The 24,628-nt window shown below is 64.6% G+C and carries 18 protein-coding genes; 11 read left to right on the top strand and 7 right to left on the bottom strand.

What is annotated here, in order from left to right:
• Positions 1-322: 322 nt before the first annotated feature.
• Positions 323-1,312: a BMP family lipoprotein gene (locus tag AC07UC_RS10440; protein ID WP_140771989.1), complete on the top strand. Its 990-nt coding sequence runs from the start codon at positions 323-325 to the stop codon at positions 1,310-1,312.
• A gap of 115 nt (positions 1,313-1,427) precedes the next feature.
• Here AC07UC_RS10440 and AC07UC_RS10435 read toward each other — a convergent pair whose 3' ends face one another.
• The gene (locus AC07UC_RS10435; RefSeq protein WP_494905543.1) at positions 1,428-1,865 is read right to left on the bottom strand and encodes a hypothetical protein; all 438 of its coding nucleotides are present in this window, start codon (positions 1,863-1,865) and stop codon (positions 1,428-1,430) included.
• A 17-nt stretch (positions 1,866-1,882) separates the two neighbouring features.
• Positions 1,883-2,092, bottom strand: a complete 210-nt coding sequence (locus AC07UC_RS10430) for a SlyX family protein (protein ID WP_056577711.1) — start codon at positions 2,090-2,092, stop codon at positions 1,883-1,885.
• 216 nt (positions 2,093-2,308) lie between these two features.
• On the opposite strand from AC07UC_RS10430, the gene AC07UC_RS10425 reads away from it, so the two are divergent.
• The 6 genes from AC07UC_RS10425 to deoA all read left to right on the top strand — a co-directional run bounded on the left by AC07UC_RS10425 (position 2,309) and on the right by deoA (position 8,751).
• Positions 2,309-3,841 (top strand): ABC transporter ATP-binding protein, encoded by a 1,533-nt coding sequence (locus AC07UC_RS10425; protein WP_494905541.1) that lies wholly within the window; start codon positions 2,309-2,311, stop codon positions 3,839-3,841.
• A complete protein-coding gene (locus AC07UC_RS10420) occupies positions 3,838-4,977 on the top strand; it encodes an ABC transporter permease (protein WP_483126145.1) in 1,140 nt (379 codons plus the stop codon). The genes AC07UC_RS10425 and AC07UC_RS10420 overlap by 4 nt, the downstream gene beginning before the upstream one ends.
• A 1-nt stretch (position 4,978) precedes the next feature.
• The gene (locus AC07UC_RS10415) at positions 4,979-6,049 is read left to right on the top strand and encodes an ABC transporter permease (RefSeq protein WP_172372180.1); all 1,071 of its coding nucleotides are present in this window, start codon (positions 4,979-4,981) and stop codon (positions 6,047-6,049) included.
• A gap of 167 nt (positions 6,050-6,216) precedes the next feature.
• Positions 6,217-6,609 carry a cytidine deaminase gene (cdd, locus tag AC07UC_RS10410; protein WP_140771997.1) on the top strand — a complete coding sequence of 131 codons (393 nt, stop codon included), beginning with the start codon at positions 6,217-6,219 and terminating at the stop codon, positions 6,607-6,609.
• A 13-nt stretch (positions 6,610-6,622) separates the two neighbouring features.
• Positions 6,623-7,432, top strand: coding sequence for a purine-nucleoside phosphorylase (locus AC07UC_RS10405; protein WP_202325929.1), 810 nt, complete (start codon positions 6,623-6,625; stop codon positions 7,430-7,432).
• Complete coding sequence (gene deoA / locus AC07UC_RS10400) at positions 7,432-8,751, top strand: thymidine phosphorylase (protein ID WP_494905537.1); 1,320 nt, start codon at positions 7,432-7,434, stop codon at positions 8,749-8,751. Before AC07UC_RS10405 ends, deoA begins: the two co-directional genes overlap by 1 nt.
• On the opposite strand, the gene AC07UC_RS10395 is transcribed toward deoA, so the two are convergent.
• The 3 genes from AC07UC_RS10395 to AC07UC_RS10385 form a co-directional block, all read right to left on the bottom strand.
• The gene (locus tag AC07UC_RS10395) at positions 8,752-9,315 is read right to left on the bottom strand and encodes a TIGR02281 family clan AA aspartic protease (RefSeq protein ID WP_140772002.1); all 564 of its coding nucleotides are present in this window, start codon (positions 9,313-9,315) and stop codon (positions 8,752-8,754) included.
• 120 nt (positions 9,316-9,435) lie between these two features.
• The gene (gene upp / locus AC07UC_RS10390; RefSeq protein WP_010911460.1) at positions 9,436-10,065 is read right to left on the bottom strand and encodes a uracil phosphoribosyltransferase; all 630 of its coding nucleotides are present in this window, start codon (positions 10,063-10,065) and stop codon (positions 9,436-9,438) included.
• A 148-nt stretch (positions 10,066-10,213) separates the two neighbouring features.
• On the bottom strand, positions 10,214-11,188 hold the full coding sequence (locus AC07UC_RS10385) for an adenosine deaminase (RefSeq protein ID WP_056577727.1): 975 nt from the start codon (positions 11,186-11,188) through the stop codon (positions 10,214-10,216).
• Positions 11,189-11,322: 134 nt separating this feature from the next.
• On the opposite strand from AC07UC_RS10385, the gene ubiE reads away from it, so the two are divergent.
• The 4 genes from ubiE to coaBC all read left to right on the top strand — a co-directional run bounded on the left by ubiE (position 11,323) and on the right by coaBC (position 15,631).
• Positions 11,323-12,099 (top strand): bifunctional demethylmenaquinone methyltransferase/2-methoxy-6-polyprenyl-1,4-benzoquinol methylase UbiE, encoded by a 777-nt coding sequence (gene ubiE, locus AC07UC_RS10380; RefSeq protein WP_056577729.1) that lies wholly within the window; start codon positions 11,323-11,325, stop codon positions 12,097-12,099.
• Between the two features lie 67 nt (positions 12,100-12,166).
• Positions 12,167-13,741 carry a 2-polyprenylphenol 6-hydroxylase gene (ubiB, locus tag AC07UC_RS10375; protein ID WP_140772003.1) on the top strand — a complete coding sequence of 525 codons (1,575 nt, stop codon included), beginning with the start codon at positions 12,167-12,169 and terminating at the stop codon, positions 13,739-13,741.
• Between the two features lie 50 nt (positions 13,742-13,791).
• Positions 13,792-14,085, top strand: coding sequence for a hypothetical protein (locus AC07UC_RS10370; protein WP_494905534.1), 294 nt, complete (start codon positions 13,792-13,794; stop codon positions 14,083-14,085).
• A 73-nt stretch (positions 14,086-14,158) separates the two neighbouring features.
• Positions 14,159-15,631 (top strand): bifunctional phosphopantothenoylcysteine decarboxylase/phosphopantothenate--cysteine ligase CoaBC, encoded by a 1,473-nt coding sequence (gene coaBC, locus AC07UC_RS10365; protein WP_494905532.1) that lies wholly within the window; start codon positions 14,159-14,161, stop codon positions 15,629-15,631.
• Positions 15,632-15,694: 63 nt separating this feature from the next.
• Here coaBC and AC07UC_RS10360 read toward each other — a convergent pair whose 3' ends face one another.
• Complete coding sequence (locus AC07UC_RS10360) at positions 15,695-16,273, bottom strand: invasion associated locus B family protein (protein ID WP_140772005.1); 579 nt, start codon at positions 16,271-16,273, stop codon at positions 15,695-15,697.
• 35 nt (positions 16,274-16,308) lie between these two features.
• Entirely contained in the window at positions 16,309-24,384 is an 8,076-nt protein-coding gene (locus AC07UC_RS10355; RefSeq protein WP_494905530.1) for an autotransporter outer membrane beta-barrel domain-containing protein, read from the bottom strand.
• Positions 24,385-24,628 lie beyond the last annotated feature (244 nt).

Genomic DNA, 24,628 nt, shown 5'->3' with positions numbered 1-24,628 from the left:
CCAGGAAAAGTGCGAAGCGGTTCCCAGGCAAAGCGCATGGCGCTCTGCCAACAGGAATTGCGTCAAAACACGAAGTTAGAGCGGTTCGGCGTATCCGTGAAACGATGAACCGCTCGATCGCGCAAGGATCGGACTGCTGCACGGCCTGCCCGTGGCACGCTTTTCCAAAAGGTCAAAATTCCGCGTGAATTTTGTTTCGGGCCGTGCCAGATTGCCGCCGAGCGGGAGGAAATACACTCCTGGCTGACGTCGCATGCCTGCCGCAGAACCGGGCGGGCAGGCGAGGCGTAACGGAAAAAATAACCGACAGGGTGTGGATCACATGAAACGTATCGTTCTCGGCCTCCTGGCCGCAACCGCAATGGTTCTTCCGGCTTTCGCCGCCGATGTCCAGCCGGCCATCCTCTATGATCTGGGCGGCAAGTTCGACAAATCCTTCAACGAGGCCGCCTACCATGGCGCCGAGAAGTTCAAGGCCGAGACCGGCACGCCCTATGTCGAATTCGAGGTGTCCAACGCCTCGCAGCGCGAGCAGGCGCTGCGCCGCTTCGCCGAGGACGGCCACAACCCTATCGTCATGGCCGGCTTCGCCTGGGAGGACGCGCTGAAGAAGGTCGCGGCCGAATATCCCGATCTCAACTTCGCCATCATCGACGATGCCGTCGACCTGCCCAATGTCCGCTCGCTGGTGTTCAAGGAGAATGAAGGTTCCTACCTCGTCGGCATCATGGCGGCGATGGCATCGAAGTCCAAGAAGGTCTCCTTCATCGGCGGCATGGACATCCCGCTGATCCGCAAGTTCGAATGCGGCTATGTCGGCGGCGCCAAGGCGGCCGGCGCGACCGAAGTCATCCAGAACATGACCGGCGACACGCCGGCTGCCTGGAACGATCCGGCCAAGGGCGGTGAAATCGCCAAGACGCAGATCGACCAGGGCTCCGACGTGGTCTACGCCGCGGCCGGCGGCACCGGCGTCGGCGTGCTGCAGGCGGCGGCTGATGCCGGCAAGCTCGGCATCGGCGTCGATTCCAACCAGAACGGCCTGCAGCCCGGCAAGGTGCTGACCTCGATGATGAAGCGCGTCGACGTTGCCGTCTACACCGCCTTCATGGACGGTAAGAACGGCACCTTCAAGGGCGGTCTCGAGAACCTCGGCCTCAAGGAAGGTGGCGTCGATTATGCCATGGACGACAACAACAAGGCGCTGGTGACCGACGAGATGAAGGCCGCCGTCGAAAAGGCCAAGGCCGACATCATCGCCGGCAAGATCCAGGTGCACGACTACACGGCTGACAACGCCTGCCCGTATTGATCGGCAGACACCAATTTGCGAACCGCCGGGCCTTGTCCCGGCGGTTTTGTTTTTGGGGGCTGGAGGTTGGGGCAGGCCAGTGGCATAGCACAGCGCCAGGGAGCGCCCTATGCGATTATCCTGGAGGTCGAGGCAGGAACGCACTGCCCGTCGACCAAACCCCCACGAGGTAGCCCAGCGCGAAGACCGCGATCAGCACGACGGCGATGACGGCGCCGCGCCGGCCGCCAAGCGAATGCACGCCGATGCCGTTAGGCCGGCGCTCCAGACTGCGGATCACCGGCGTTGATTTCGACCCGTCCACGTCCAGCCCAACACTGCGCATCTGCGGCAACTCGGCGAGGCGTTGCGTGACCAGCGTCCAATGATTGGCGGGCAAGGCGGGTTTTTCGACCCGGTCGAAAACATGCATGCGTTCGGCAAGCCGCACCACCGCGTCGCGGAAGGCAGGATCGATCTCCAGATCGCGCTCTGCCCGTTCACGCTCGGCATCGTTCATCAGGCCGAGCACATAGTCGCCGGCCCGTGCGATGCGATCGCTTTCACTGGCCATGGCTCCCGCCCCCTCCCCTACCAGTGCGGCGGCTTGGTCACAGGCACGTCGGGTGCCGCCTGTTCCTCCAACGCCAGGAAGCGTTCGGTCAGCGCGTCAAGCTTGCGCTGCATGCGCTCGATCACCGTCCACTGCTCGGCGATCTGGCCCGACAATTCCTCGATGGTCTTCTCCTGCTCGGCGGCGCGGATTTCCAGCGTCGTCAGCCGGTCGGCGGGCATGGTCATGCAAAGTCCCCAGTTTCGTACCGCGATGCCTTGCGCCACAAGTGTCAAATCGGCTTCGCCATATTAGCGAATGTGAGAGCGTCGGCCACGTTCGAAATTGACAAGCGCGCGGGGATTTGTCGAGAGTGGGCTCTGCTCGGGCCAATTGGCATGAGCGGAGCGTCATGCTAGGCATTTTGACCAAGCGATAAAAAAATAAGAGTGGGACAAGGCTGCATGGTGCAAGCGGCAATCGAACTGATTGGCATCAACAAGAGTTTTGGCGCGGTTCGCGCCAACCGCGACATCAATCTGGAGATCGCGCGCGGCACCATCCACGGCATTGTCGGCGAAAACGGCGCCGGCAAGTCGACGCTGATGTCGATCCTCTATGGCTTCTACCAGGCCGACAGCGGGGAGATCCATGTCGGCGGCAAGCCGGCTTCGATCAAGACACCCAATGACGCCATCGCGCTCGGCATCGGCATGGTGCACCAGCATTTCATGCTGGTCGACAACTTCTCGGTGCTGGAAAACATCATCCTCGGCGCGGAGAACGATGCTCTCCTCAAGAGCAGCATCGCCAAGGCGCGTTCGGAACTGGAGCGGCTGGAGCGCGAATACGGGCTGGAGGTCGATCCCGACGCCATCATCGAGGAACTGCCGGTCGGCCTGCAGCAGCGCGTCGAGATCCTCAAGGCACTCTATCGCGGCGCCGAGATCCTGATCCTCGATGAGCCGACGGGCGTGTTGACGCCGGCCGAGGCCGACCACCTGTTCCGCATCCTCAGGCAGTTGAAGGAACAGGGGAAGACGGTGGTGCTGATCACCCACAAGCTGCGCGAGATCATGGCCATCACCGATACCGTGTCGGTGATGCGCCAGGGCACGATGGTGGCGACCAGGGAGACGAAGAAGACCACCGCCGAGGAACTGGCCGAACTGATGGTCGGGCGGCGCGTGCTCTTGAGGGTCGAGAAGGGCGAGGCGCAAGCCGGCGCCGTCAAGCTCGCGGTCGAGAAGCTGACCGTCAAGGATACGCGCGGCGTCACCATGGTCGACGACATCTCCTTCGACGTGCGCGCCGGCGAGATCGTCGGCATTGCCGGTGTCGCCGGCAATGGTCAATCCGAACTGCTGGAGGCGATTTCCGGCATCAGGCGTGCCGTTTCCGGCTCGGTCATGCTCGACGGCAAGCCGATCGACCTGACGGGGGCGGCAGATCCCGGCGAACTGCGCGACCGGGGGCTGGCCCACGTGCCGGAGGATCGCCACCATGTCGGCCTGGTGCTGGCCTTCGAGGAGCACGAGAATTCGATCCTCGGCTATCACGACGACCCCCGCTATCTCAAAGGGCCGTTCCTCAACGTCGATGCCATAATGGCCGATGCCAGGGACAAGATCGAGAAATACGATATCCGTCCGGGCAATCCGCGCCTGAAGACCGCCAATTTCTCCGGCGGCAACCAGCAGAAGATCGTGCTGGCGCGGGAGATCGAACAGGATCCCGGCGTGCTGATCGTCGGCCAGCCGACGCGCGGCGTCGATGTCGGCGCCATCGAATTCATCCACAAGCGCCTGATCGCCATGCGCGACCAGGGCAAGGCAGTGCTGGTTGTATCGGTCGAGCTCGACGAGATCCGCTCGCTCTCCGACCGCATCCTGGTGATGTTTGCCGGCCGCATCGTCGGCGAGCGCGGTCCGGAGGCGACCGAGGGCGAGCTTGGCCTGCTGATGGCGGGTGTCGAGCACCAGGAGGCCGCCCTTTGAGCACGCCTTACGCCAAATTGCCGGCCTGGGCCGACTATGGGCTGATCCCGCTGATCAACCTGTCGGTGGCGTTCATCGTCGCCGGTTTCGTCGTGCTTCTGGTCGGCGAAAATCCATTCCGCGCCGCCGTCATCCTGGTCGAGGGCGCCTTCGGCAAGGGAACAGGCATCGCCTTCACCCTGTTTTATGCCACCACCTTCATCTTCACCGGGCTTTCGGTGGCGGTGGCGGCGCATTGCGGCCTGTTCAACATCGGCACCGAGGGGCAGGCCTACATTGCCGGTCTCGGCATCGCCATCGTCTGCCTGTCCTTCGACAGCGTGCTGCCCTGGTGGCTGACCTTCCCGCTGGCCATCGTCGCATCGGCGCTGGTGGGCGCCTTGTGGGCGCTGATCCCCGCCTATCTGCAGGCCAGGCGCGGCTCGCACATCGTCATCACCACCATCATGTTCAATTTCATCGCCGCCTCGATCATGGTCTACCTGCTGGTCGGGCCGTTGAAGCCGGCCGGGTCGCAAGCCCCGCAAACCCGCAACTTCCTCGCCGGCGCCGAACTGCCGAAGCTCAACTGGATCATCGAACTGTTCGGCGCCAAGATCCGTTCGGCGCCGCTCAACGTCACCTTCCTGCTGGCGCTGGTCATGGCCTTCCTGGTCTGGCTGCTGATCTGGCGCACCAGGCTCGGCTACGAGATGCGCACCTATGGCCACAGCCCCAAGGCGGCGCGCTATGCCGGCATCTCGGAAACCCGCATCATCATCACCGCGATGATGATCTCGGGCGCGCTGGCCGGCATGATGGCGCTCAACCCGGTGATGGGCGACCAGCACAATGTCGCGATCGACTTCGTCTCCGGCGCCGGCTTCGTCGGCATCGCCGTGGCGCTGATGGGGCGCCTGCATCCGGTCGGCATCGTGCTGGCGGCGATCCTGTTCGGCATGCTCTATCAGGGCGGCGCCGAACTCGCCTTCGAGATGCCGGCCATCAGCCGCGACATGATCGTCATCATTCAAGGCTTGGTGATCCTGTTCGCCGGCGCGCTCGAACACATGTTCAGGCCCTATATCCAGGCGCTGTTCGCCTCGTTCAGTCCGCGGTCGGTCGGCATGGAAGCGGTCAAGGGAAAGGGCGCCTGAGATGGATCTTCTCAACGCTGTCGTCCAGGTCCTCGACTCCACCATCCGCCTTTCGGTGCCGCTGCTGCTCGCCTGCCTTGCCGGCCTGTTCTCCGAGCGGTCCGGCATCTTCGACATCGGGCTGGAAGGCAAGATGCTGGTCGGCGCCTTCGCCGGGGCCGCCGCGGCCTCGGTCTTCCACTCAGCCTTTCTCGGCCTTGGCATGGCCATCCTGATCTCGGTCGCCTTCGCCATGGTGCACGGCTTCGCCTCCATCACCCATCGCGGCAACCAGATCGTCTCCGGCGTGGCCATCAACTTCATCGCCGCCGGATCGACCATCATCCTGGGCCAGGCCTGGTTCCAGCAGGGCGGGCGCACCCCGGCCCTGCAGCCGGGCGAACGGTTTGAATCGATAACGGCTGATGTGATCTCGAACTTCCTGTCCACCTACAGCTTCAGCACCGCAAGCCTCGCCGATGTCCTGGCTTCGATCCGCGGGCTCATCCTTTACCTGCCGGCGCTGCTGTTCGATGCGCTCGCCAGGATCCCCGGCTTCGGCCCGGTGTTCGCCGAGCTTGTGCTTGGTCATTCCATCCTCGTCTACTTCGCCTTCGCGATGGTGCCGTTCACCTGGTGGGTGCTGTTTCGCACCCGCTTCGGCCTCAGGCTGCGCGCCGTCGGCGAGAACCCGGCCGCAGTCGACACCGCCGGCATCTCGGTCGCCTGGCTGCGCTATCGCGCGCTGATCTGCACCGGCATCCTGACCGGCGTCGCCGGCGCCTATCTGTCGATGGTGCAGAATGGCGGCTTCGTGAAGGACATGACCGCCGGCAAGGGCTACATCGCGCTCGCAGCACTGATCTTCGCCAAATGGAAACCGGTCAACGCCATGTTCGCCTGCCTGCTGTTCGGCTTCCTCGATGCCGCGGCAATACGCCTGCAGGGCTCGCCGCTGCCGATTATCGGCAAGGTGCCCGTGCAGTTCATGCAGGCGCTGCCCTATATCCTCACCGTCATCCTGCTCGCCGGCTTCATCGGCAAGGCAATCCCGCCGCGCGCCGGCGGCGTGCCCTACGTCAAGGAACGCTAATGCATGTCGCCCAAAAGTGACCTCGGTTTTGGGAGAACGACATGCACAAGACAAAAAATTGAAGCGCGTCGCCTGGATCCGTTTCGACGCGACGCGCTTTAAGGGCCGACGGCTCGGCGCAAGGATGCGCCGGGTTTTGGACACGATCATCGGAGAGAACAACTGAGATGTCGCATGATCTGTTCGAAGCGGCCAGGACCGCCATGGCCAAGGCCTATGCGCCCTACTCGAAATTTCCGGTGGGTGCCGCCTTGCGCACCGAGGACGGACGCGTCTTCACCGGCGCCAACATCGAGGTTGCCTCCTACCCGGAGGGCTGGTGCGCCGAGACGACAGCGCTTGGCCACTACATCATGGCTGGCGGCGGCAAGATCGTCGAAATCGCCGTCCTTGCCGAACGCATGGCCAAATGCTCGCCTTGCGGCGGCTGCCGCCAGCGGCTGGCCGAATTCTGCCAGCCGGACACAAAACTCTATCTCTGCGACAATACCGGCGTCGTCGAGACCGTGACCATGGGCGACATGCTGCCTTATGGTTTTCGCGGCGACATCTTGAAATGATGGGCTGGCTGCAATGACCGAAAAGGCGGTGGACCATCTTATCGAAAGGCTGGACGGGCTGGCGCCGTCGACGGCGCTGGTGCTGGGTTCGGGCCTCGGCGGGCTTGTCGACCGGATCGAGCATCCGGTACGCGTGTCCTATGCCGACCTGCCTGGCTTTCCCAGGAGCGGCGTCAGCGGCCATGCCGGCGAGGTGGTGGCGGGACTGTTTGCCGGCACGCCGGTGCTGATGCTGTCCGGCCGCGCCCATTACTACGAGCATGGCAACGCGGCGGCGATGCGCCCGGTGCTGGAAGTGCTCGCCGGCATCGGCATCACGAAACTGATCCTCACCAATGCCGCCGGTTCGGTCGATCCCGACATGTCGCCGGGATCGGTGATGCTGATCACGGACCACATCAATTTCTCGGGCACCAACCCGCTGATCGGCGAGCCGAGCGACCGCCGCTTTGTCGGCTTGACCGAAGCCTATGATGCCGGCATCCGCAAGGCCATCGAGCGCGCGGCCAAGGCGACCGGCACTGCATTGCACAAGGGCGTCTATATGTGGTTTTCCGGCCCGTGTTTCGAAACGCCGGCCGAGATCCGCATGGCGCGCGTCATGGGCGCCAACGCCGTCGGCATGTCGACCGTGCCGGAAGTCATTCTCGCCCGCTTCCTCGGGCTGCGCGTCGCCGCCTGCTCGGTCATCACCAATCTGGCCGCCGGCATGACTGGAGCCGAGCTTTCACACCAGGAGACCAAGGATATGGCGCCGGTTGGCGGCTCGCGGCTGGCAACGGTCCTGCAGCGCGTGTTCCGCGACGGACTGCTGGAGAGCTGATGCTTCCCCAGGAAATCATCCGCCACAAGCGAGACGGCCAGAGGCTGCCGGCTCGTGAAATCGCCGCCTTCATCGACGGTGTGACATCGGGCGCCGTCACCGATGGCCAGGCTGCGGCTTTCGCCATGGCGGTGTTCTTCAACGGCATGAACCGCGACGAGGCCGTGGCGCTGACGCTCGCCATGCGCGATTCCGGCAACGTGCTCGACTGGTCGGACCTGCCGGGGCCTGTCACCGACAAGCATTCGACAGGCGGCGTCGGCGACAATGTCTCGCTGATGCTGGCGCCGATCGTCGCCGCCTGCGGCGCCTATGTGCCGATGATCTCGGGCCGCGGCCTTGGCCATACCGGCGGCACGCTGGACAAGATGGATGCGATATCAGGCTATGTCAGCCAGCCCGACATCGCGCTGTTTCGCCGGGCGGTGCTGGAAACGGGCTGCGCCATCATCGGCCAGACCGGCGATCTCGCGCCTGCCGACCGCCGGCTCTATGCCATCCGCGACGTCACCGGCACCGTGGAATCGGTGCCGCTGATAACCGCCTCGATCCTGTCGAAGAAGCTGGCCGCCGGCCTGGGCTCGCTGGTGCTCGACGTCAAGGTCGGCAATGGCGCCTTCATGGAGAAGTCGCGCGACGCGACCGCGCTCGCCAACAGCCTCGTAGAGGTGGCCAGCGGCGCCGGGCTGAAGGTTTCTGCGCTGATCACCGGCATGAACGAACCACTGGCCTCGGCGGCCGGCAATGCCGTCGAAGTCCGCAACGCCGTCGACTTCCTGACCGGCCGTCTGCGCGACCGGCGCCTGGAAGATGTGACGCTGGCGCTGGCCGCCGAAATGCTGCAGTCGGCGGGACTGGTGTCGTCCAATCAGGATGGCCTGCGGCGCGCCACGGAGACACTTACCAGCGGCCGCGCCGCCGCCACCTTCGCGCGCATGGTGGCGGTGCTCGGCGGTCCCGCCGATTTCATCGAGAAGCCGGAAAAGTATCTGCCGGAACCGGCAACGGAATTCGCGGTCAAGGCAACGGCGGACGGCTTCGTCACCGGCATCGCCACCCGCGACATCGGCCTTGCGGTGGTTGGCCTGGGGGGCGGGCGCACAAGGCCTGACGACAGGATCGACCCCAGCGTTGGCATCACCAGGCTGCTGCCAATAGGTGCGGAAGTCCATGCCGGAGATGCCCTGGCGCTGGTCCACGCCCGCTCGCCCTCTGACGCGGAGGCGGCCGCCGCGACTGTGGTTTCGGCCTATGCCATCGGCACTTCGAAACCACCGGCGGACAAAACCGTCATCCGGCGGATCCTGCCGCGCGGCTGACTACTGGACGAGCAGCAGAGTGCCGTTCTCGGCCTGGTATTTGCCGAGCCGGTTGAGGAAGCTCATGCCGATCAGGTTGGTGCGCAACGCCTTGTCGTCGAGCACGATGGCCTGCACATCGTCGACGCTGATGCTGCCGATCTGCAGGCGATCGATCATCACCACGGCCGCCTTGATCGAGCCGTTGGCGGTGCTGACCTCGTGGCTGAAATCGGACGGGTTGAGCGACAGCCCGATCCTGCGCGCCGTCGACGTGTTGACCGCGACCAATGTCGCGCCGGTGTCGATCATGCCGTCGACCTGACGGCCGTTGAGTTTGAAGGTCGACGAGAAGTGTCCGCGCCCGTCCGCGGCAACGACGACCTTGCGGCCGGTCGGCAGCGGCGCCACAGGCTTGTCGGGAACCGACGCCAGATTGGCATCCGGTTGCGTCTGCGCCTCGGGCCTGGCCGTCACCGTCGATTTCAGCAGGTTTTCGAAAATCTGCGGATTCGATTGATAGACGACAGGGATCGATGCCGACGTACCGGCAAAGACGCTGAAGATGAGAAGCTTGCGCAGCATGGATCGGCCTTTGTTACGGTCGATCCTTTAACGCCGGATGGTGTTTGCCGCTTTAACGCGCGGCGAAACCATGTCTTTGCGTAAACGCTTGGTAAATCCTGCTAGCCAACTTTGCCTGTATTATTTCGTCCCGTACATGCGATCGCCGGCGTCACCGAGACCCGGCATGATGTAGCCCTTCTCGTTCAGCTGCCGGTCGATGGACGCGGTGAAGACCGGAACGTCCGGATGCGCCTTGGTGAAGCGCTCGATGCCTTCGGGTGCCGCCAGCAGGCACAGGAAACGGATGTTGGTGGCGCCGCGCCCTTTCAGCTTGTCGATCGCCGCGATCGCCGAATTGGCAGTCGCCAGCATCGGGTCGACCACGATCACCAGCCGGTCGGCAAGATCGCTTGGCGCCTTGAAGAAATATTCGACCGCCTCCAGCGTCTCATGGTCGCGATAAAGGCCGATATGGGCAACGCGCGCCGCTGGCACCAGGTCCAGCAGGCCTTCCAGCAAGCCGTTGCCGGCGCGCAGCACCGAAGCGAAGACCAGTTTCTTGCCCTCCAGCGTCGGCGCTTCCATGGTCTCGATGGGCGTTTCGATGGTCGTCGTCGTCAGTTCGAGATTGCGCGTGACCTCGTAGCCGAGCAGCAGCGATATCTCGCGCAAGAGCCGCCGGAAGCCGGCCGTCGAAGTCTCCTTCTTGCGCATGATGGTCAGCTTGTGCTGGACAAGCGGGTGGTCGACGACGGTGACGCCCTTCATGATGTTCTCCTGATGCGTGTCGCCCGAAACCGCGCGCATGGATCCTTTCGGACGTGTCGCGCTTCAAGCTACCTGGCCGAACCCTAGCGACAATGGACCGGCCAAGGAACCGCTTGGCCGCCACCGACCACAGCTTTGTCGGAAGAAATCAGCGCGCCGCGCCGTTCAGCCGGGCCAGAAGTGCCGCCTTGGTCTTTCTGTCGACGAAGGCGGCCTCGATGGCGGTCCTTGTGACGGCTGTCAGCGCCTTCTCGTTCATCGAGAAATGCTCCGCCGCGATATCGTATTCGCGCTTCAGCGAGGTCCAGAAATAGGGCGGATCGTCGGAGTTCAGCGTCACCTTGCAGCCTGCCGCCTGCAGGGCGGGAAACGGATGATCGGCAAAACTGTCGAACACCTTGAGCGCGATGTTGGAGCCGGGGCAGCATTCCAGAACGATGCCTTCGTCGGCGATACGCCGGACAAGGTCCGGATTCTCGATGGCACGCACGCCGTGGCCGATACGGGAGGGCTTGATATGGTCGAGCGCCGCCTGCACGGTTTCCCACCCCGTCAGTTCGCCGGCATGGACGGTGATGCCGAGCCCGGCCTCGCGGGCGATCTCGAAAGCCCTGACATAGTCCTCCATGTCGCCCATGCGCTCGTCGCCGGCGACGCCGAAGCCGGTGACCAGCGGATGCCCGCAGCGCGCCGCGAAGCGCGCCGCCTGTTCGATCGACTCGACGCCGACATGGCGCACGCCGGTGACGATCATGCGGCCCTCTATGCCGGTCTTGGCCTTGGCGCGAAGCATGCCTTCGCCGAGCGCGTCCGTATAGGCCTTGGGCGACAGCCCGGCTTTCGTCGCATGGTCCGGCGAAGTGAACACTTCGGAGTAGATCGCCCCGTCGCGGGCAAGGCTGGTCAGATAGTGGTCGGCCAGCCGCGCATAGTCCTCCTCGGTGCGGAACAGGTCGGCGGAAAAGTCATAAGCGGCGAGAAACGAGGTAAAGTCGTGCCAAACGAAGGAGCCGTTCTGGATATAGGGCGAAGTGTCCTTGCCGTATTTCTGCGCCTGCCGGATGACGAGTTCGGGCGCCGCTGCCCCTTCCACGTGGCAGTGCAATTCCGCTTTCAAAGGCATTCAAACATCCCGTCGGTCAGTCCAGGTCTTGAAAACCCACCACCTGGAAGCGCGGCTGAACACCGCGCCTTAAACAATAGCGCCCACAGCATCGATCGGCTATGGTCCCGCCGGTTTTATGACGGATCAAAAAAATGTCAGTTGAGAGAACCACGGCCGCGGGCGGCATGGAAACCTCCTATGGTTTCAAGCGTGTGGGGGAAGGCGAGAAGCAGTCCCTGGTCAACGATGTTTTCCACAAGGTCGCCAACCGCTACGACCTGATGAACGACCTGATGTCGGGTGGCCTGCACCGGCTGTGGAAGGACGCCATGGTCACCTGGCTCAATCCACCGAAGCGCGCGGGCTGGAAGGTCCTGGATGTGGCCGGCGGCACCGGCGACATCGCCTTCCGCATCGTCGATGCCAGCCATGGCAACGCGCATGCGACCGTGCTCGACATCAACGGCTCGATGCTCGCCGTCGGCCGCGACCGGGCACAGAAAAAGGGCTTGTCCGGCAACACCGATTTCGTCGAGGCCAATGCCGAGGAATTGCCCTTCGCCGATGCCACATTCGACGCCTACACCATCGCTTTCGGCATCCGCAACGTGCCGCGCATCGATGTCGCGCTGAGCGAAGCGTTCCGCGTGCTGAGGCCCGGCGGCCGGTTCCTGTGCCTCGAATTTTCCGAGGTCGAGATGCCGCTGCTCGACAAGGCCTACGAAGCCTGGTCGTTCAACGCCATTCCCAAGATCGGCAAGATGGTCACCGGAGACGGCGAACCCTATGCCTATCTGGTTGAATCGATCGCGAAATTCCCCAACCAGCAGAACTTCGCGGCGATGATTTCCCGCGCCGGTTTCGATCGCGTTTCCTTCCGCAACTATTCCGGCGGCATCGCGGCACTGCATTCGGGCTGGAAGCTTTGAGGCTGCACCGCATTTCCCATCCTCGGTATAGCTCGTGCCGGTCGCAAGGACCGGCCAGGGTGCAGCCATGAGCAGCGTCGGGGCTGGTTTCAGGCTCGCACGCGCCGGCTGGGTGCTGGTGCGCGAGGGTGTTATCGCCGCCTTGCCGGGCGAGGAACTGTCCGGCCTGCCGAAATTCGGCTGGCGGCTGGCGCGGCTGTTCACCCGCCGCCGCGCTCTGGACTATGAGCGCAGCGACCGCTTGGCCAAGGCCGTGGTCAGGCTCGGGCCCTCCTATGTCAAGCTCGGCCAGTTCCTGGCGACACGGCCCGACGTCGTCGGCAACGACATGGCACTCGACCTCGCCATGTTGCAGGACAAGATGCACACCTTCCCGAAGGCCGAGGCGGTGGCGGCGATCCAGGCCTCGCTCGGGCGCAAGGTGGGCGATCTCTACGCTGAATTCGGCGACCCGGTCGCCGCCGCTTCCATCGCCCAGGTCCATACCGCCGAAACCATCCACGACGGCACTGCCACCAAGGTGGCGGTGAAGGTGATCCGGCCCGGCGTGCGCCGCCGCTTCTTCCAAGACCTCGAAAGCTATTTCCTCGCCGCCCGGCTGCAGGAGAAGTACATCCCCTCCTCGCGCCGGCTGCGGCCCGTCGAGGTCACCGAGACGCTGGCGCAGACCACCAAGATCGAGATGGATTTGCGTCTCGAGGCGGCGGCACTCTCCGAACTTGGCGAGAACACGAAGGACGACCCGGGCTTTCGCGTGCCCTCCGTCGACTGGGAACGCACCGGCCGCGACGTGCTGACCATGGAATGGGTCGACGGCGTCAAGATGAACAACATCGCAGGCCTCGAAGCCGCTGGCCACGACCTCAAGGCGATCGCCGCCAACCTCATCCAGTCGTTCCTGCGCCACACTTTGCGCGACGGCTTCTTCCACGCCGACATGCATCCCGGCAATTTGTTCGTCGAGGCCAACGGCACCATCGTCGCCGTCGATCTCGGCATTGCGGGGCGCCTCGGCAAGAAGGAGCGCCGCTTCCTCGCCGAAATCCTCTACGGCTTCATCACGCGCGACTATCTGCGCGTCGCCGAAGTGCATTTCGAAGCCGGCTACGTGCCGCGCCAGCACAATGTCGCGGCTTTCGCGCAGGCGATTCGCGCCATTGGCGAGCCGATCCATGGCCAGCCTGCCGAGACCATTTCGATGGCCAAGCTTCTGACGCTTCTGTTCGAGGTGACCGAACTCTTCGACATGGCGACCCGGCCCGAACTGATCCTGCTGCAGAAGACCATGGTGGTGGTCGAGGGCGTGGCGCGTACGCTCGACCCGGCCTTCAACATGTGGAAGACGGCCGAGCCGGTTGTCGGCGGCTGGATCGCCGGCAACCTTGGCCCACGCGGCATGATGGTCGACGCGCGCGATGGCGCCAAGGCGCTGCTGACGCTCGCCCGCCAGGCGCCCGAGCTTGCCGCGCGCACCGACCGGCTATCGCGCGAGATCGACCTGATGGCCGAGCATGGCCTGCGCTTCGATGAGACCACCGCCCGCGCCATCGGCAAGGCCGAAGCGCGCTACAGCCGCTCCGGCCGGGTGGCGCTGTGGGTGATCGCGCTGACGCTGGTCTATATCGCCTGGAAGATTCTTTAGTTTTATCTTGCGCAATAGCGGCCATTGAGGCTGAACGATAGGCTCTCTCTATGGGCAAGCATTTCTCGGAACAGGAGATAGACACCTTCCTGGATCTTTATCTAGCGAAATATCCAGATGCTTTGCAGAGGATGCAATTTGTGATGCAGCATCCATTTCGAGACAACAAGACGTTGATTAATAGAAACTTGTCGGAAATTCGCGAAATTTCGACTTTGCTCGAATTTTTCAACAAGTATGCAAAAACCGAGCCCAATGCGTTTCACCATTTGACGCAGGATGTCTCGGGGCGTGTGGCCGATGGCTTAGGTCCGATTGGATCGCGAAGAGTCGAATTAGACTGATTGTCAGCGGCTTGCTCTACCGTGATTGCATTGCTATCGTTGCCTTCAGCAAGGTCGAGCAGAGTGCAATCACATGGCCAGCATCACCATCCGTAGCCTCGACGACAATGTGAAGGATCTGCTGCGGCAGCTCGCGGCGGAGAATGGCTGCTCGATGGAAGAGCAGGCGCGGCTGATGATCCGGGCAGCGGTCGAGGGCCGATCAGGGCACGCGGACCGCATCGAGCAGATCGAGCAGACGCTGCGTGCGCTGGCAGGTTCAGACCAGCAAGCGACTGCGGCTATCGCGGCTTCCGGCAAGACGTCACCGCGTGGTTCCTTGTCCGGCAAGCGCATCCTGCTCATCATCGGCGGCGGCATTGCCGCCTACAAGGCGCTCGACCTGATCCGCCGGCTGCGCGAGCGCGGCGCGGCGGTGCGGGTGGTGATGACATCGGCGGCGCAGGAATTCGTCACCACCCTGTCCGCCGGCGCGCTCTCGGCCGACCATGTCTTCACCGAACTGTTCGACCGCAATGATGAACACGATGTCGGCCATATCAGGCTGTCGCGCGAGGCGGACCTTCTGGTGGTCGCGCCCGCCACCGCGGACCTGATGGCCAAGCTCGCCAACGGCCATGCCAACGATCTGGCTTCGACCGTGCTTCTCGCCACCGACAAGCCGGTGCTGATCGCGCCGGCGATGAACCCCAGAATGTGGGCGCATCCGGCCACCCGCCGCAACCGCGCGACATTGGTCAAGGACGGCATCGCTTTCGTTGGCCCGGCCAGAGGCGAGATGGCCGAGAGCCATGAGGCCGGCGAAGGCCGCATGGCCGAGCCGCTGGAGATCGTCGCCGCGGTCGAGGCGCTGCTCGAGGCCGGCCCCAGGCCGCTGGCGGGGCGCAAGATCATCGTCACCTCCGGCCCGACACACGAGCCGATCGACCCTGTGCGCTATATCGCCAACCGTTCGTCCGGCAAGCAGGGCCACGCCATCGCCGCGGCATTGGCAAGGCTCGGCGCCGATGTGCGCCTCGTCTCCGGTCCCGTGAGCATTGCCGATCCAGCCGGCGTGAAGACCATCCATGTCGAACGGGCGCAAGAGATGCGCGACGCCGTCGAACAGCTTCTGCCCGCCGACGCCGCCGTGTTCGTCGCCGCCGTTGCCGACTGGCGCAGCGAGAATTCGGCCGGCGAAAAGATCAAGAAGGTGGCGGGTGAAGGCCCCCCGGTGCTGCGCATGGTGGAGAACCCAGACATCCTTGCCGGCGTCGGTCATCACAGCCAGCGGCCCGGCCTTGTCGTCGGCTTCGCCGCCGAGACGCAGGATCTTCTGCGCAACGCCGAGGCCAAGCTGAGGAAGAAAGGCGCCGATTTCATCGTCGCCAACGATGTGTCGCACGAGAGCGGCATCGGCCCCTCCGGCGTCATGGGTGGCGATCGCAACCGGGTGCGGATCGTGTCGAAGGCCGGCGTCGAGAAATGGCCCGAAATGACCAAGGACGAGGTGGCGGCGCGGCTCGCCGCCCTCATTGCCGAGCGGTTGAAAACAACAGTCGTTTGACGCGCAACGGATAAGATACGCGGCGCCTGTTGGACGCCGCGTACCAGATACCGCTCTGAGCCGTCAGTTTGACAAGAGTTCCGATGTGCGGGCGAGCGCCCCGCTGAAGCCGTTGAGCGGAATGGAAAAGCTCACCGCTTGCCCGGTATCGGCCGCGAAGGCGTCGATCTTCAGCGTGGTGCCGTTCTTGAGCAGCGGCGTGATATTGGCGTCGAACGCCACCGGCACCAGGCAGCCGACCACCTGGCAGGTGTTGAACGCCAGGCTGCCGTCTAGCTTCTGGTCGTCGATTGTCAGGGTGACACCCTTGGCGAGCGCCAGTCCAAACGGCAGGGCGAGCGTGCCGGTCGCATCGTCGCCGGTCTTGCTCGACAGCTCGATCGCCAGCAGCCGCTGGTTGCTCTGCTTGTTGAACTGCTGATGCGACAGGCTGCAGACCTTGGCTGTGCCCGATATCTGGCAATTGACCGTCCAGTCGCCATGGGTTTCGGACAAGGCCGATGCACCACCCGGCAGTTGCGGCGCATCGGCGGCGGGCGGCTTCGCCACCACCTTGTCACCCTTGGTCTGCGCGGCCATGGCCGGCAGACCGACAATGCAGGCCGCACTCAGCACTGCCGCGAAATACGCGTATTTCCTCATCAAGACCCCTCCCGCCCGGCTCGGTCCCGGGCCAGCTAGAAGCTGACCTTGAGAGACGCGCTGACTGCGTTCTGTTTCACCATTTCGCCGAAGGCGCCGTTGTACCTGACGGACATGCCGACGCCATTGACGCCATTCAGCTCAAGCCCGGCGCCAACCCGATAGAGCGGCGAATCGACCGTTTCCGTCAAGTGCAATGCGGGGTTGCCGGGCAGATTCTGCGCCGCCGCGAAACCGCCTTCGATTTCCCAGTCCTTGTTGGAGAACTCCACCCCGGCCTTTCCGTAGAGGCGAAGGCTGGCAATATCGCTGAGCGCGATATCGGTACCGATCTCGAGCGCGGGTGTCGCCGAATAGTATGTATTTGCACTGCCGTCGAAGTTGAAGGCGGCGACCGAGCCCTCTTCCTTTCCGGAAACGCGCAGCCAGCGCGCGTCGAACTGCAGCGTGGGCTGCAGGTAGAACGCACCCATCTGCTGGGTAGCGCCGAACCGCGCCGAGCCGCCGAACATGGCGGTTTTCTGGGTGTAGGTAACGCTGTTGCCGATGCCCGGCAGCATTTCCTCGTCCAGATAGTGCCCGTCCAAAGTCTCGCCGGGGATGAAGAACGCCGGATCGATATGGGTGTCGCGTTCGCCGTTGAACGAACCAGTTCCGCCGCCAAGCGCAAAGTCGGCAAAATAGTTATGGTTGGTGTATTTGGCCAGCGCGTAAGCCTGCCAGGCTTCACCGGTGGTCTGTGAGAGCAATTGTCCGTTGAACCCGATCTTGGAATCGAACTCTGTACGCCCGATCGTGGCACCGAGCGACCAGTTCTGGCCGACCTCGCCGATGCCGCCAAGCGACATCGTCTTCAAGACGTCATCACGGCTTGTGGTTCCAGCACCCGCATCGCGGCTGTATTCGGCTTGCGGGCTGATCGACGCCCAGATGCAGCGGCCATCGGCGTTCTTGTAGGCTGGCACGCCGGTGCACGCGCGCGCCGCCTCCAGCATCATGTCGGTTTCGCGATTGATCATGTCGAACGTATGCACGGCATAGTGCGGCGTCAGCCGGGTCAACGCCTCGCCAATCTCTGCTTTGCTCGGCAAGAAGCGCACCAGATTGATCAGCCGCGCCATCGGATTGTCCGGGCTGGACGACGCCTCGACGTCATCGAGATATTGCGCCATCTGGTACACGCCCGGATCATTGACGCCGGACTGCGGATCGTGCGCGAGTTGCAGGAAGGTCTGGTTGTCGGTGGTCAGTACCAGATCGGTACCGTGTTCGACCTTGAATATGAAATTGAAGCCCGCCGCCGGATGGTCCACGGGCATCGTTGCCACGATCTGCGAATTCCCCGCCATGGAAGAGCCCGTGGCTATCGTATAGGCGGTAAACAGCTTGTCGATGGACAGGAAGTTGAGCGGCGCGGTGCCATCGAACTTGCCTGCTCCTGTCAACGCGAGAGCATCAGTGGTCTGGCTGTTGAGGTCGATGTCGGTAACGAAACGGCCGGAACCATCCTGGGTGAATCCGCCGCCGACGCCGACCTTCGCAACCACGCCGATGCCCTGGTTGGTATACAACCCGTCATTGGTGTACATCCCGCCGGCGAGATTGATGGTCTTGAGCCCGACCATCGAGGCATCGGCGAAATTGTGGAAGCTGTTGTTGCCGCCGCCGAGATCGATGTTGCCGATGACGCGTCCGAGCGTGTCGCCCAGCGGCGAATTGTCGACATGGTCGTCACCCGAAGTGCCGGTGATGGCCAGCGGGCTGAAGTCGTCGAGCAGGGATTCCAGGATTGCGTTCGTCGGCACCACCGGACCTGGCGCCAGCAGGAAGGTCTGGAACGCCTGGAACTGCGAAGCCTGAATCTCGAATGTCGGCGTCGCTCCCATCGCATAGAGCAGGCTGTGGTTGGTCAGCGTGTTGCTCGCGCCGCCGACGAGCATGGCCGCGACGCCGGCACCGGCGCCGCCGATCGTGTATTGGCCATTCAGGTTTATGGTGATGTTGCCTTTTGCGCCCTTGGCCGTGCTCTCACCGTAGACGGCCACCGAATCCGCGCCCTGCGCGAACAGGCTGTCTCCGGCGGTCAGATCGACCGCGTGCGCATCACCGTCGCCGGTCGCGCTCTGTCCAAACATCGCATACGAACTCGCACCCTTCACCCAGACCTGGCTCATGGCCGTTGCCGACGCCGCCGCCGCGTCGCCGATGCCACCGCCGGAACCGGCGGCGCCGGTGGAGAGGGTGCCGGCCAGACCGCCGCCGCCGCCGACCGCTTGGGCCACGATGCCGTGTGCCCGCTCGCCATCAGTGACGATCGCGCCATCTTGCTCGATGGTCACCGTGCCGCCATTGCCCTTGGCGCCTGCAAACGTGTTGAACCCGATGGTGTTGTTGTCGATGCCGCTTCCGCCATCCGCCGTGGCCCCGAAGCGCCCGAAGCCGGCGCCGCCGATGCCGCCACCGCCGCCGACCGACTGCGCGATGATGGCGACCGCATCGACACCATGCGTGGTGATGGTGCCGGTGCGGATCACGGTCACATCGCCGCCATCGCCCCCGTTGCCGCCAAGGCCGCCGATGCCGAGCGCGTTCGAGGTTTTGCCTTTTGCGTCGCCGCCCACACCGCCGCCGCCCCCGACCGACTGCGCCACGACACCATGCGCGCGATCGCCAAAGGTTTCGATCGAGCCGGAAACCTCAACCCTGACATCGCCGCCATCACCACCATTGCCACCCTTGCCGCCGAGGCTGAGGGCAAAGGAATCGGACCCGGCGAAGTCGGACGAAACCGTTCCGCCATAACCGCCGCCGCCGCCGATGGACTGGGCGAAGATGCCGTATGAGCCATCCTTGTGTGTGATGATCTCACCATCGTTGGTGACGGTGACCTTGCCGCCATCGGCCTTGTTGTCGGGGCCGCCGATCACCGGGATCGGAATCCCGTTGGGTACGCTGGCGCCGCCACCGATTGTCATGTCCGCTTCCGATGCGCCGGTCGCGGCGCCCGACGCGCCGCCGCCGCCGCCGACCGACTGGGCAAAGATGCCGTGCGAGATATAGCCCAGCGTTTCAATCCTGCCGGAGTTGTTGACCTCGACCTCGCCGCCGGTGCTGCCGCTGCCGCCTTGGCCGCCGATATACATGGTGACTGCCGTCTCGGCCTTGCCGGTCTCCGTCGAGCCCGCGCCGCCCGCGCCGCCGCCGCCGCCCACCGACTGTGCGAAGATACCGTGCGAGTTGTCGTCCTGTGTCAGGATCGAGCCGCTCTTCAAGTTCTGGACGTGAACCTTGTCGCTGCTACCGCCGGCACCGCCGGCGCCACCGAGGCTCAGCGTGATGGCGATCTTCGAATCGTTGGATGACGTGCCCGACGCGCCGCCGACGCCGCCGGAGCCGCCGATCGACTGCGCCAGGATACCGTGGGAATTGGCCTTGTCCGTTTGAATGATGCCGCCGTTTTCGACATTGACTTTGCCGCCATTGCCGCCGACGTCACCCGCGCCGCCAAGCGACAGGTTTACCGCGACTTCACCGCCATCGCTCTTGCCCTTGCTTTCGCCGGCACCACCTGCGCCGCCGCCGCCGCCGACCGACTGTGCGAAGATGCCGATTGAACGCTCCTGCTTGGTCCATATCGTTGCGCCGGCCAAGTTGGAGACATCGACCTGGTTGCCATTGCCACCCTTGCCGCCCGCGCCGCCGAGCGAGCCGCCGATAGCGTAAGTACCGAGCACGCCAGAGCTGGACGATCCGCCGACCCCGCCGCCACCACCGATCGAATTGGCGCTGATGCCATAGGAATCGGCGCCGTCTGTGATGATCAGATTGCGGTTGGTGACCGAAACCGTGCCGCCGTTGCCGGCGCCGCCGGCGCCGAGCGCGATCGCCGCGCCGATACCAACCGAGGTTTCCCCGGCGTCGCCTTTGCCGACGATGTCCTCTTTGGTCGAAGCCGAGCCGCCACCGCCGCCACCACCGCCGATGGACATGGCGAGGATGCCGACCGAGTTGAACCCGCTCGTGCGGATCTCGCCCGAATTGTCGACCGCGACACCGACCTTGCCGTCGAAACAAGTGGCATTGCCGCCCGCATCCGCGGCGCAGGCGGCATCGTTGCCTTCGCCGCCACTGCCGCCGATGCTGACATTTGCGGTAACGCTGGTGCCGGCGGTGCCGCCGACATGAAATGCCTGCGTGTTTGTTGCACCGCCCATGCCGCCGCCGCCGCCGATCGATTGGGCAACAATGGCGGACGAATAATCGCCGTCGGTGGTCAGATTGGCGGAGTTCGTGACATCCACGGCACCGGATTTGTTGCCTGTGCCACCCGCGCCACCGACAGCAACATTGGCCGCGACGTTGACGCCATTTTCCGTGCCGAGATCGGCCGTCGCGCCATTGGTCGCCCCGCCATTACCGCCGCCGCCGCCGATCGACTGGGCAACGATCGCAGCGCTCATGTCGCCGCCCGTTTTGATCGTCATGGCGTTGTGAACAGACACATCGCCACTGATGTTGCCCTTGCCACCGCCGCCGCCGATGGTGACCGTCGCATTGATACTGGCATTGACCCCGAAGCCGCCCGCGGCTCCCCAGGAATCGCCGCCATTGCCGCCGCTGCCCGCCACCGATTGTGCGAGGATGCCGATCGCGTTGGCGCCTTTGGTAACGATGCTGCCGCCGCCATTCATGCCGCTGTCGACGATGACGCGGTCGCTCTTGCCACCATCACCACCCCAGCCGCCAACCGTGACACCGAGTGAAACGCTGACCCCGGTGCTGGCTGCACCCGAAATCGTAGCGGCGCGGCCGCCATTACCGCCGCCGCCGCCAATCGACTGGGCGACGATGCCGCCGGAACCGGCTGCGTCCGTGTCGGCAATCAGGTTGCCATCGGCTCGAACCGTTACCTTGCCGCCATTGCCTCCGTTGCCGCCCTCGCCGCCCACGGCAACCCCGACCGAGGCGGACACGTAGAGACCGGCGCTGACCGCGCCTGAATAGGCCGAGCCACCATTGCCGCCACTGCCGCCTACCGATTGCGCGAGGATGGCCTTCGAGCCCATGCCGCCGACATGAATGTCACCTTTGTGGGTAACCGTGACCTGGTTGCTGAGATTGCCATCGCCGCCACCGCCGCCGATCGCCACGGAAGCAGCGCCGAACACACCGACAGCAAACGTTCCGACAGATCCGCCATTGCCGCCGCCGCCGCCGACCGATTGAGCCAGGATACCGTGAGAGAGAGAACCCTTCGTCGTGATGTTGGTGGTGTTCTTGACCTCTGCCTCGCCTGCGGCACCGCCGGCCCCGCCTTTACCCCCGATGCCTACCGCGGCAAAGGCGCCGGCCGCCATCGCGAACCCGCCATCACCGCCCGAGCCGCCGACCGACTGCGCGAAGATGCCGATCGACATATCCCTGTCTGTGTTGATCTGGCCTGTGTTTTCGACATAGACCTTCTTGCTTCCACCGCCCGACGCGCCATCGCCGCCAAGCGAGAAGGACGGCCCGCCAATCGAGACGGCAAAGCCGCCTGAACCGCCGCCGCCACCGATCGATTGCGCCAGGATGCCGTGAGACTGGACACCTTCGGTGTGAACTGTCGCGCCATTGGTGACATCGACGGTCCAGCCCGCACCGCCGCCGCCGCCCTTGCCACCGATGGTGACGTTGGCACCGAGGCCGGCCGAGGCCGTGCCGCCGCCATTGCCGCCACCGCCACCGATCGACTGGGCGATGATGCCGGTGGAGCGGTCGCCCAAGGTGTGAATCAATCCTGAATGGATGCCGACCGTCACCGCCTTGGCATCGCTGGCCGTGCCGGCCTTGCCGCCAATGCTGACTGCAGCCACCAAACCTGCGCCATTCAACGAAAAGCCGCCATTGCCGCCGCCGCCGCCCACCGACTGCACGATGACGCCAGCCGAATCCGACTGATGGGTCGTGACATTGAGTGCTGTCGTCGAGAAGAATTTTGCCGTCCCGGCTTCGCCGCCCCCGGCACCTGAACCACCGATGCCTACGCTTGCATTGACGCTCAGGCCGAACTGGCCGCCGCCATTACCGCCACCGCCGCCGATCGACTGCACGATGATACCGGCTGACCTTTCGCGAAAAGTCTCGACCGAACCGTTATAAGTGGCTTCCGTCGCCACCCCCTTGCCGGCAGCGCCACCTTTTCCGCCCATGCCGAAGCCGGCAATCGCCGACAACGTGCCGGCAAAGCCGCCATTGCCGCCACCGCCGCCGACCGACTGTACGATCAGGCCAGCCGAATCCGCGCCGTCCGTGATGATCGATTGCATCGCGCCCTCGGCCGTGCGCAACGTGACGGTATCGGCATCGCCGCCGCCTGCACCGTTGCCGCCGATACCCACACTGGCGCCGAAGCTGGCAGCGCCGGAAAAGCCGCCATTGCCGCCGCCGCCGCCGATCGATTGGGCGACGATGCCTGTCGCGCGATCGCCGGACGTGTTGACGCTGCCGCCGACCGTCGCGTCGACGACGCCGCCCTTGCCTGCAGCGCCGCCACTGCCGCCGACACTCACTGCCGCGGCTGTAGAGCCGGAAAGCGCAAAACCGCCATTGCCGCCGCCACCGCCGACCGACTGCACGAGCACGCCAATGGAATCGTCCCCGAGCGTGGTGACCTTGGCGTTCGCAACTTTATAGTTCACGCTGTCGCCGTCACCGGCGGCATTGCCCGAGCCGCCTACCGACACGCCCACCAAACCGCCGATGGCAACGGCGCCGCCGCCATTGCCGCCGCCGCCGCCAACCGACTGTGCGATGATGCCGCTCGCGGAGCGGCCGTTCGTTTCAACGGTCACACCGGCGCCGGCTTGGTTGACGTTGACCACGCCACCCTTGCCGCCAGTGCCGCCACCGCCGCCGATGGCGACCGAGATCGCGGGGGCTACGCCGATGGCATAGCCGCCATTGCCGCCGCCGCCACCGACCGACTGGATCAGGATGCCATGCGCGCCATCGCCGCCGTTTCCATCGACGCCGGTCTTGATGACGCCGCCAATATTGCCGGTGGCCGTACCGCCCTGGCCGCCGCCACTTGCCTTGCCACCGATCGAAACGAGACCGAATGCGCCGCCGCCATCGCCGCCGCCGCCGCCAACCGACTCGACCAGCATGCCAATGGCGCCTAGGCCGCTGGTGGTGATGTTGCCGGTATTGGTACCCGTTGCCGTCCGGCCGTCATTGCCATTCGTACCCGCGCCACCCCCGCCGAACAGACCGAGGCCGCCGCCGCCATCGCCGCCGCCGCCGCCAACCGACTGCACGACCATGCCGCTGGCAAAATCTCCCCGGGTGGTAATGGTCCCCGAATTTATCCCCTCGGCATTGCCGCCGATTGTCGGCACACCGCCGTTGCCGCCCTCGCCGACGATACCGAAACCACTTGCGCCATCACCGGCGACGCCGCCCGCCGAACGCACAAGCATACCCTTCGAGAAAGTCCCATCCGTCGAAATGGAGCCGGCATTATCGCCTTTTGCGTCGCCGCCATTGCCGCCATTGCCGCCATTGCCGCCCTTGCCGGCACCGATCGCACCACCCAAACCGCCATTGCCGCCGCGCCCACCGCTGGAATTGACGGTGATGCCGTTCGAATTGTTGCCATGCGTGATGATGTTGCTTTCGGTCGTGGTGGTGACGGTCGCCGTTCCGCCATCGCCGCCCCGCCCGCCGACACCGCCCTTGCCGCCGACCGCGACGGCGAATGCCCATGCACCGTTACCGCCATCGCCACCGCTGGCGTCACCCGATATGCCGGGAGCATTGTCTCCTGATGTCTCGAGGGCTCCAGATGCATTGTTTGTTATATCGACCGTTCCGCCCTTCGCGCCGTCGCCGCCTTTACCGCCCTTGATCTCCACAAAAGGCGGGACGGCAGTTGCATGGACAGCCGAGCCGCCATCTCCGCCGCGCCCACCCCGGGCGCTGCCCACGAACGCGGCCTCGCCAGAGGTCGTGCGGCCAACACTATTCGTACCCGTGGCCGGCGCGGTCGGCGACTTGCCGCCCTCGGCGTCGGCACTACCGATCCCGTCGTCACCATCATCGCCCCGCGCCCCATCCGTATTGATGGACAATTGTTGCGCATGGGCCGGGGACTGAGCGTGAAGCGAAACGAGCCCGACGAGCGCCGTCGCGCCGAGCAGGAGGGCAAGTCGTCTTTGAAGAACGGCAGGATGCTTGCCCACCTGCCCGGATAACCCCTCTTGCGGGACCTCGCGGGTCTGACCCGACTTGTTTGGGTCTCCGCCAGCCAAGCCACAAGGCCAGCGCGCGACAGTACGCTTTGAAAACAAAGCCATGCACTTCCCCCTTTAGGCA

Source organism: Mesorhizobium sp. GW821-FHT04C10 (genome assembly GCF_059420305.1).
This window is presented reverse-complemented; position numbering and strand designations above follow the sequence as displayed.

What these genes read in the sequence shown, in the direction of transcription:
- AC07UC_RS10440 (WP_140771989.1), top strand. Translation starts at nt 323, where the DNA reads ATGAAACGTATCGTTCTCGGCCTCCTGGCCGCAACCGCAATGGTTCTT.
- AC07UC_RS10435 (WP_494905543.1), bottom strand. Translation starts at nt 1,865, where the DNA reads ATGGCCAGTGAAAGCGATCGCATCGCACGGGCCGGCGACTATGTGCTC.
- AC07UC_RS10430 (WP_056577711.1), bottom strand. Translation starts at nt 2,092, where the DNA reads ATGACCATGCCCGCCGACCGGCTGACGACGCTGGAAATCCGCGCCGCC.
- AC07UC_RS10425 (WP_494905541.1), top strand. Translation starts at nt 2,309, where the DNA reads ATGGTGCAAGCGGCAATCGAACTGATTGGCATCAACAAGAGTTTTGGC.
- AC07UC_RS10415 (WP_172372180.1), top strand. Translation starts at nt 4,979, where the DNA reads ATGGATCTTCTCAACGCTGTCGTCCAGGTCCTCGACTCCACCATCCGC.
- cdd (WP_140771997.1), top strand. Translation starts at nt 6,217, where the DNA reads ATGTCGCATGATCTGTTCGAAGCGGCCAGGACCGCCATGGCCAAGGCC.
- AC07UC_RS10405 (WP_202325929.1), top strand. Translation starts at nt 6,623, where the DNA reads ATGACCGAAAAGGCGGTGGACCATCTTATCGAAAGGCTGGACGGGCTG.
- deoA (WP_494905537.1), top strand. Translation starts at nt 7,432, where the DNA reads ATGCTTCCCCAGGAAATCATCCGCCACAAGCGAGACGGCCAGAGGCTG.
- AC07UC_RS10395 (WP_140772002.1), bottom strand. Translation starts at nt 9,315, where the DNA reads ATGCTGCGCAAGCTTCTCATCTTCAGCGTCTTTGCCGGTACGTCGGCA.
- upp (WP_010911460.1), bottom strand. Translation starts at nt 10,065, where the DNA reads ATGAAGGGCGTCACCGTCGTCGACCACCCGCTTGTCCAGCACAAGCTG.
- AC07UC_RS10385 (WP_056577727.1), bottom strand. Translation starts at nt 11,188, where the DNA reads ATGCCTTTGAAAGCGGAATTGCACTGCCACGTGGAAGGGGCAGCGGCG.
- ubiE (WP_056577729.1), top strand. Translation starts at nt 11,323, where the DNA reads ATGTCAGTTGAGAGAACCACGGCCGCGGGCGGCATGGAAACCTCCTAT.
- ubiB (WP_140772003.1), top strand. Translation starts at nt 12,167, where the DNA reads ATGAGCAGCGTCGGGGCTGGTTTCAGGCTCGCACGCGCCGGCTGGGTG.
- AC07UC_RS10370 (WP_494905534.1), top strand. Translation starts at nt 13,792, where the DNA reads ATGGGCAAGCATTTCTCGGAACAGGAGATAGACACCTTCCTGGATCTT.
- coaBC (WP_494905532.1), top strand. Translation starts at nt 14,159, where the DNA reads ATGGCCAGCATCACCATCCGTAGCCTCGACGACAATGTGAAGGATCTG.
- AC07UC_RS10360 (WP_140772005.1), bottom strand. Translation starts at nt 16,273, where the DNA reads ATGAGGAAATACGCGTATTTCGCGGCAGTGCTGAGTGCGGCCTGCATT.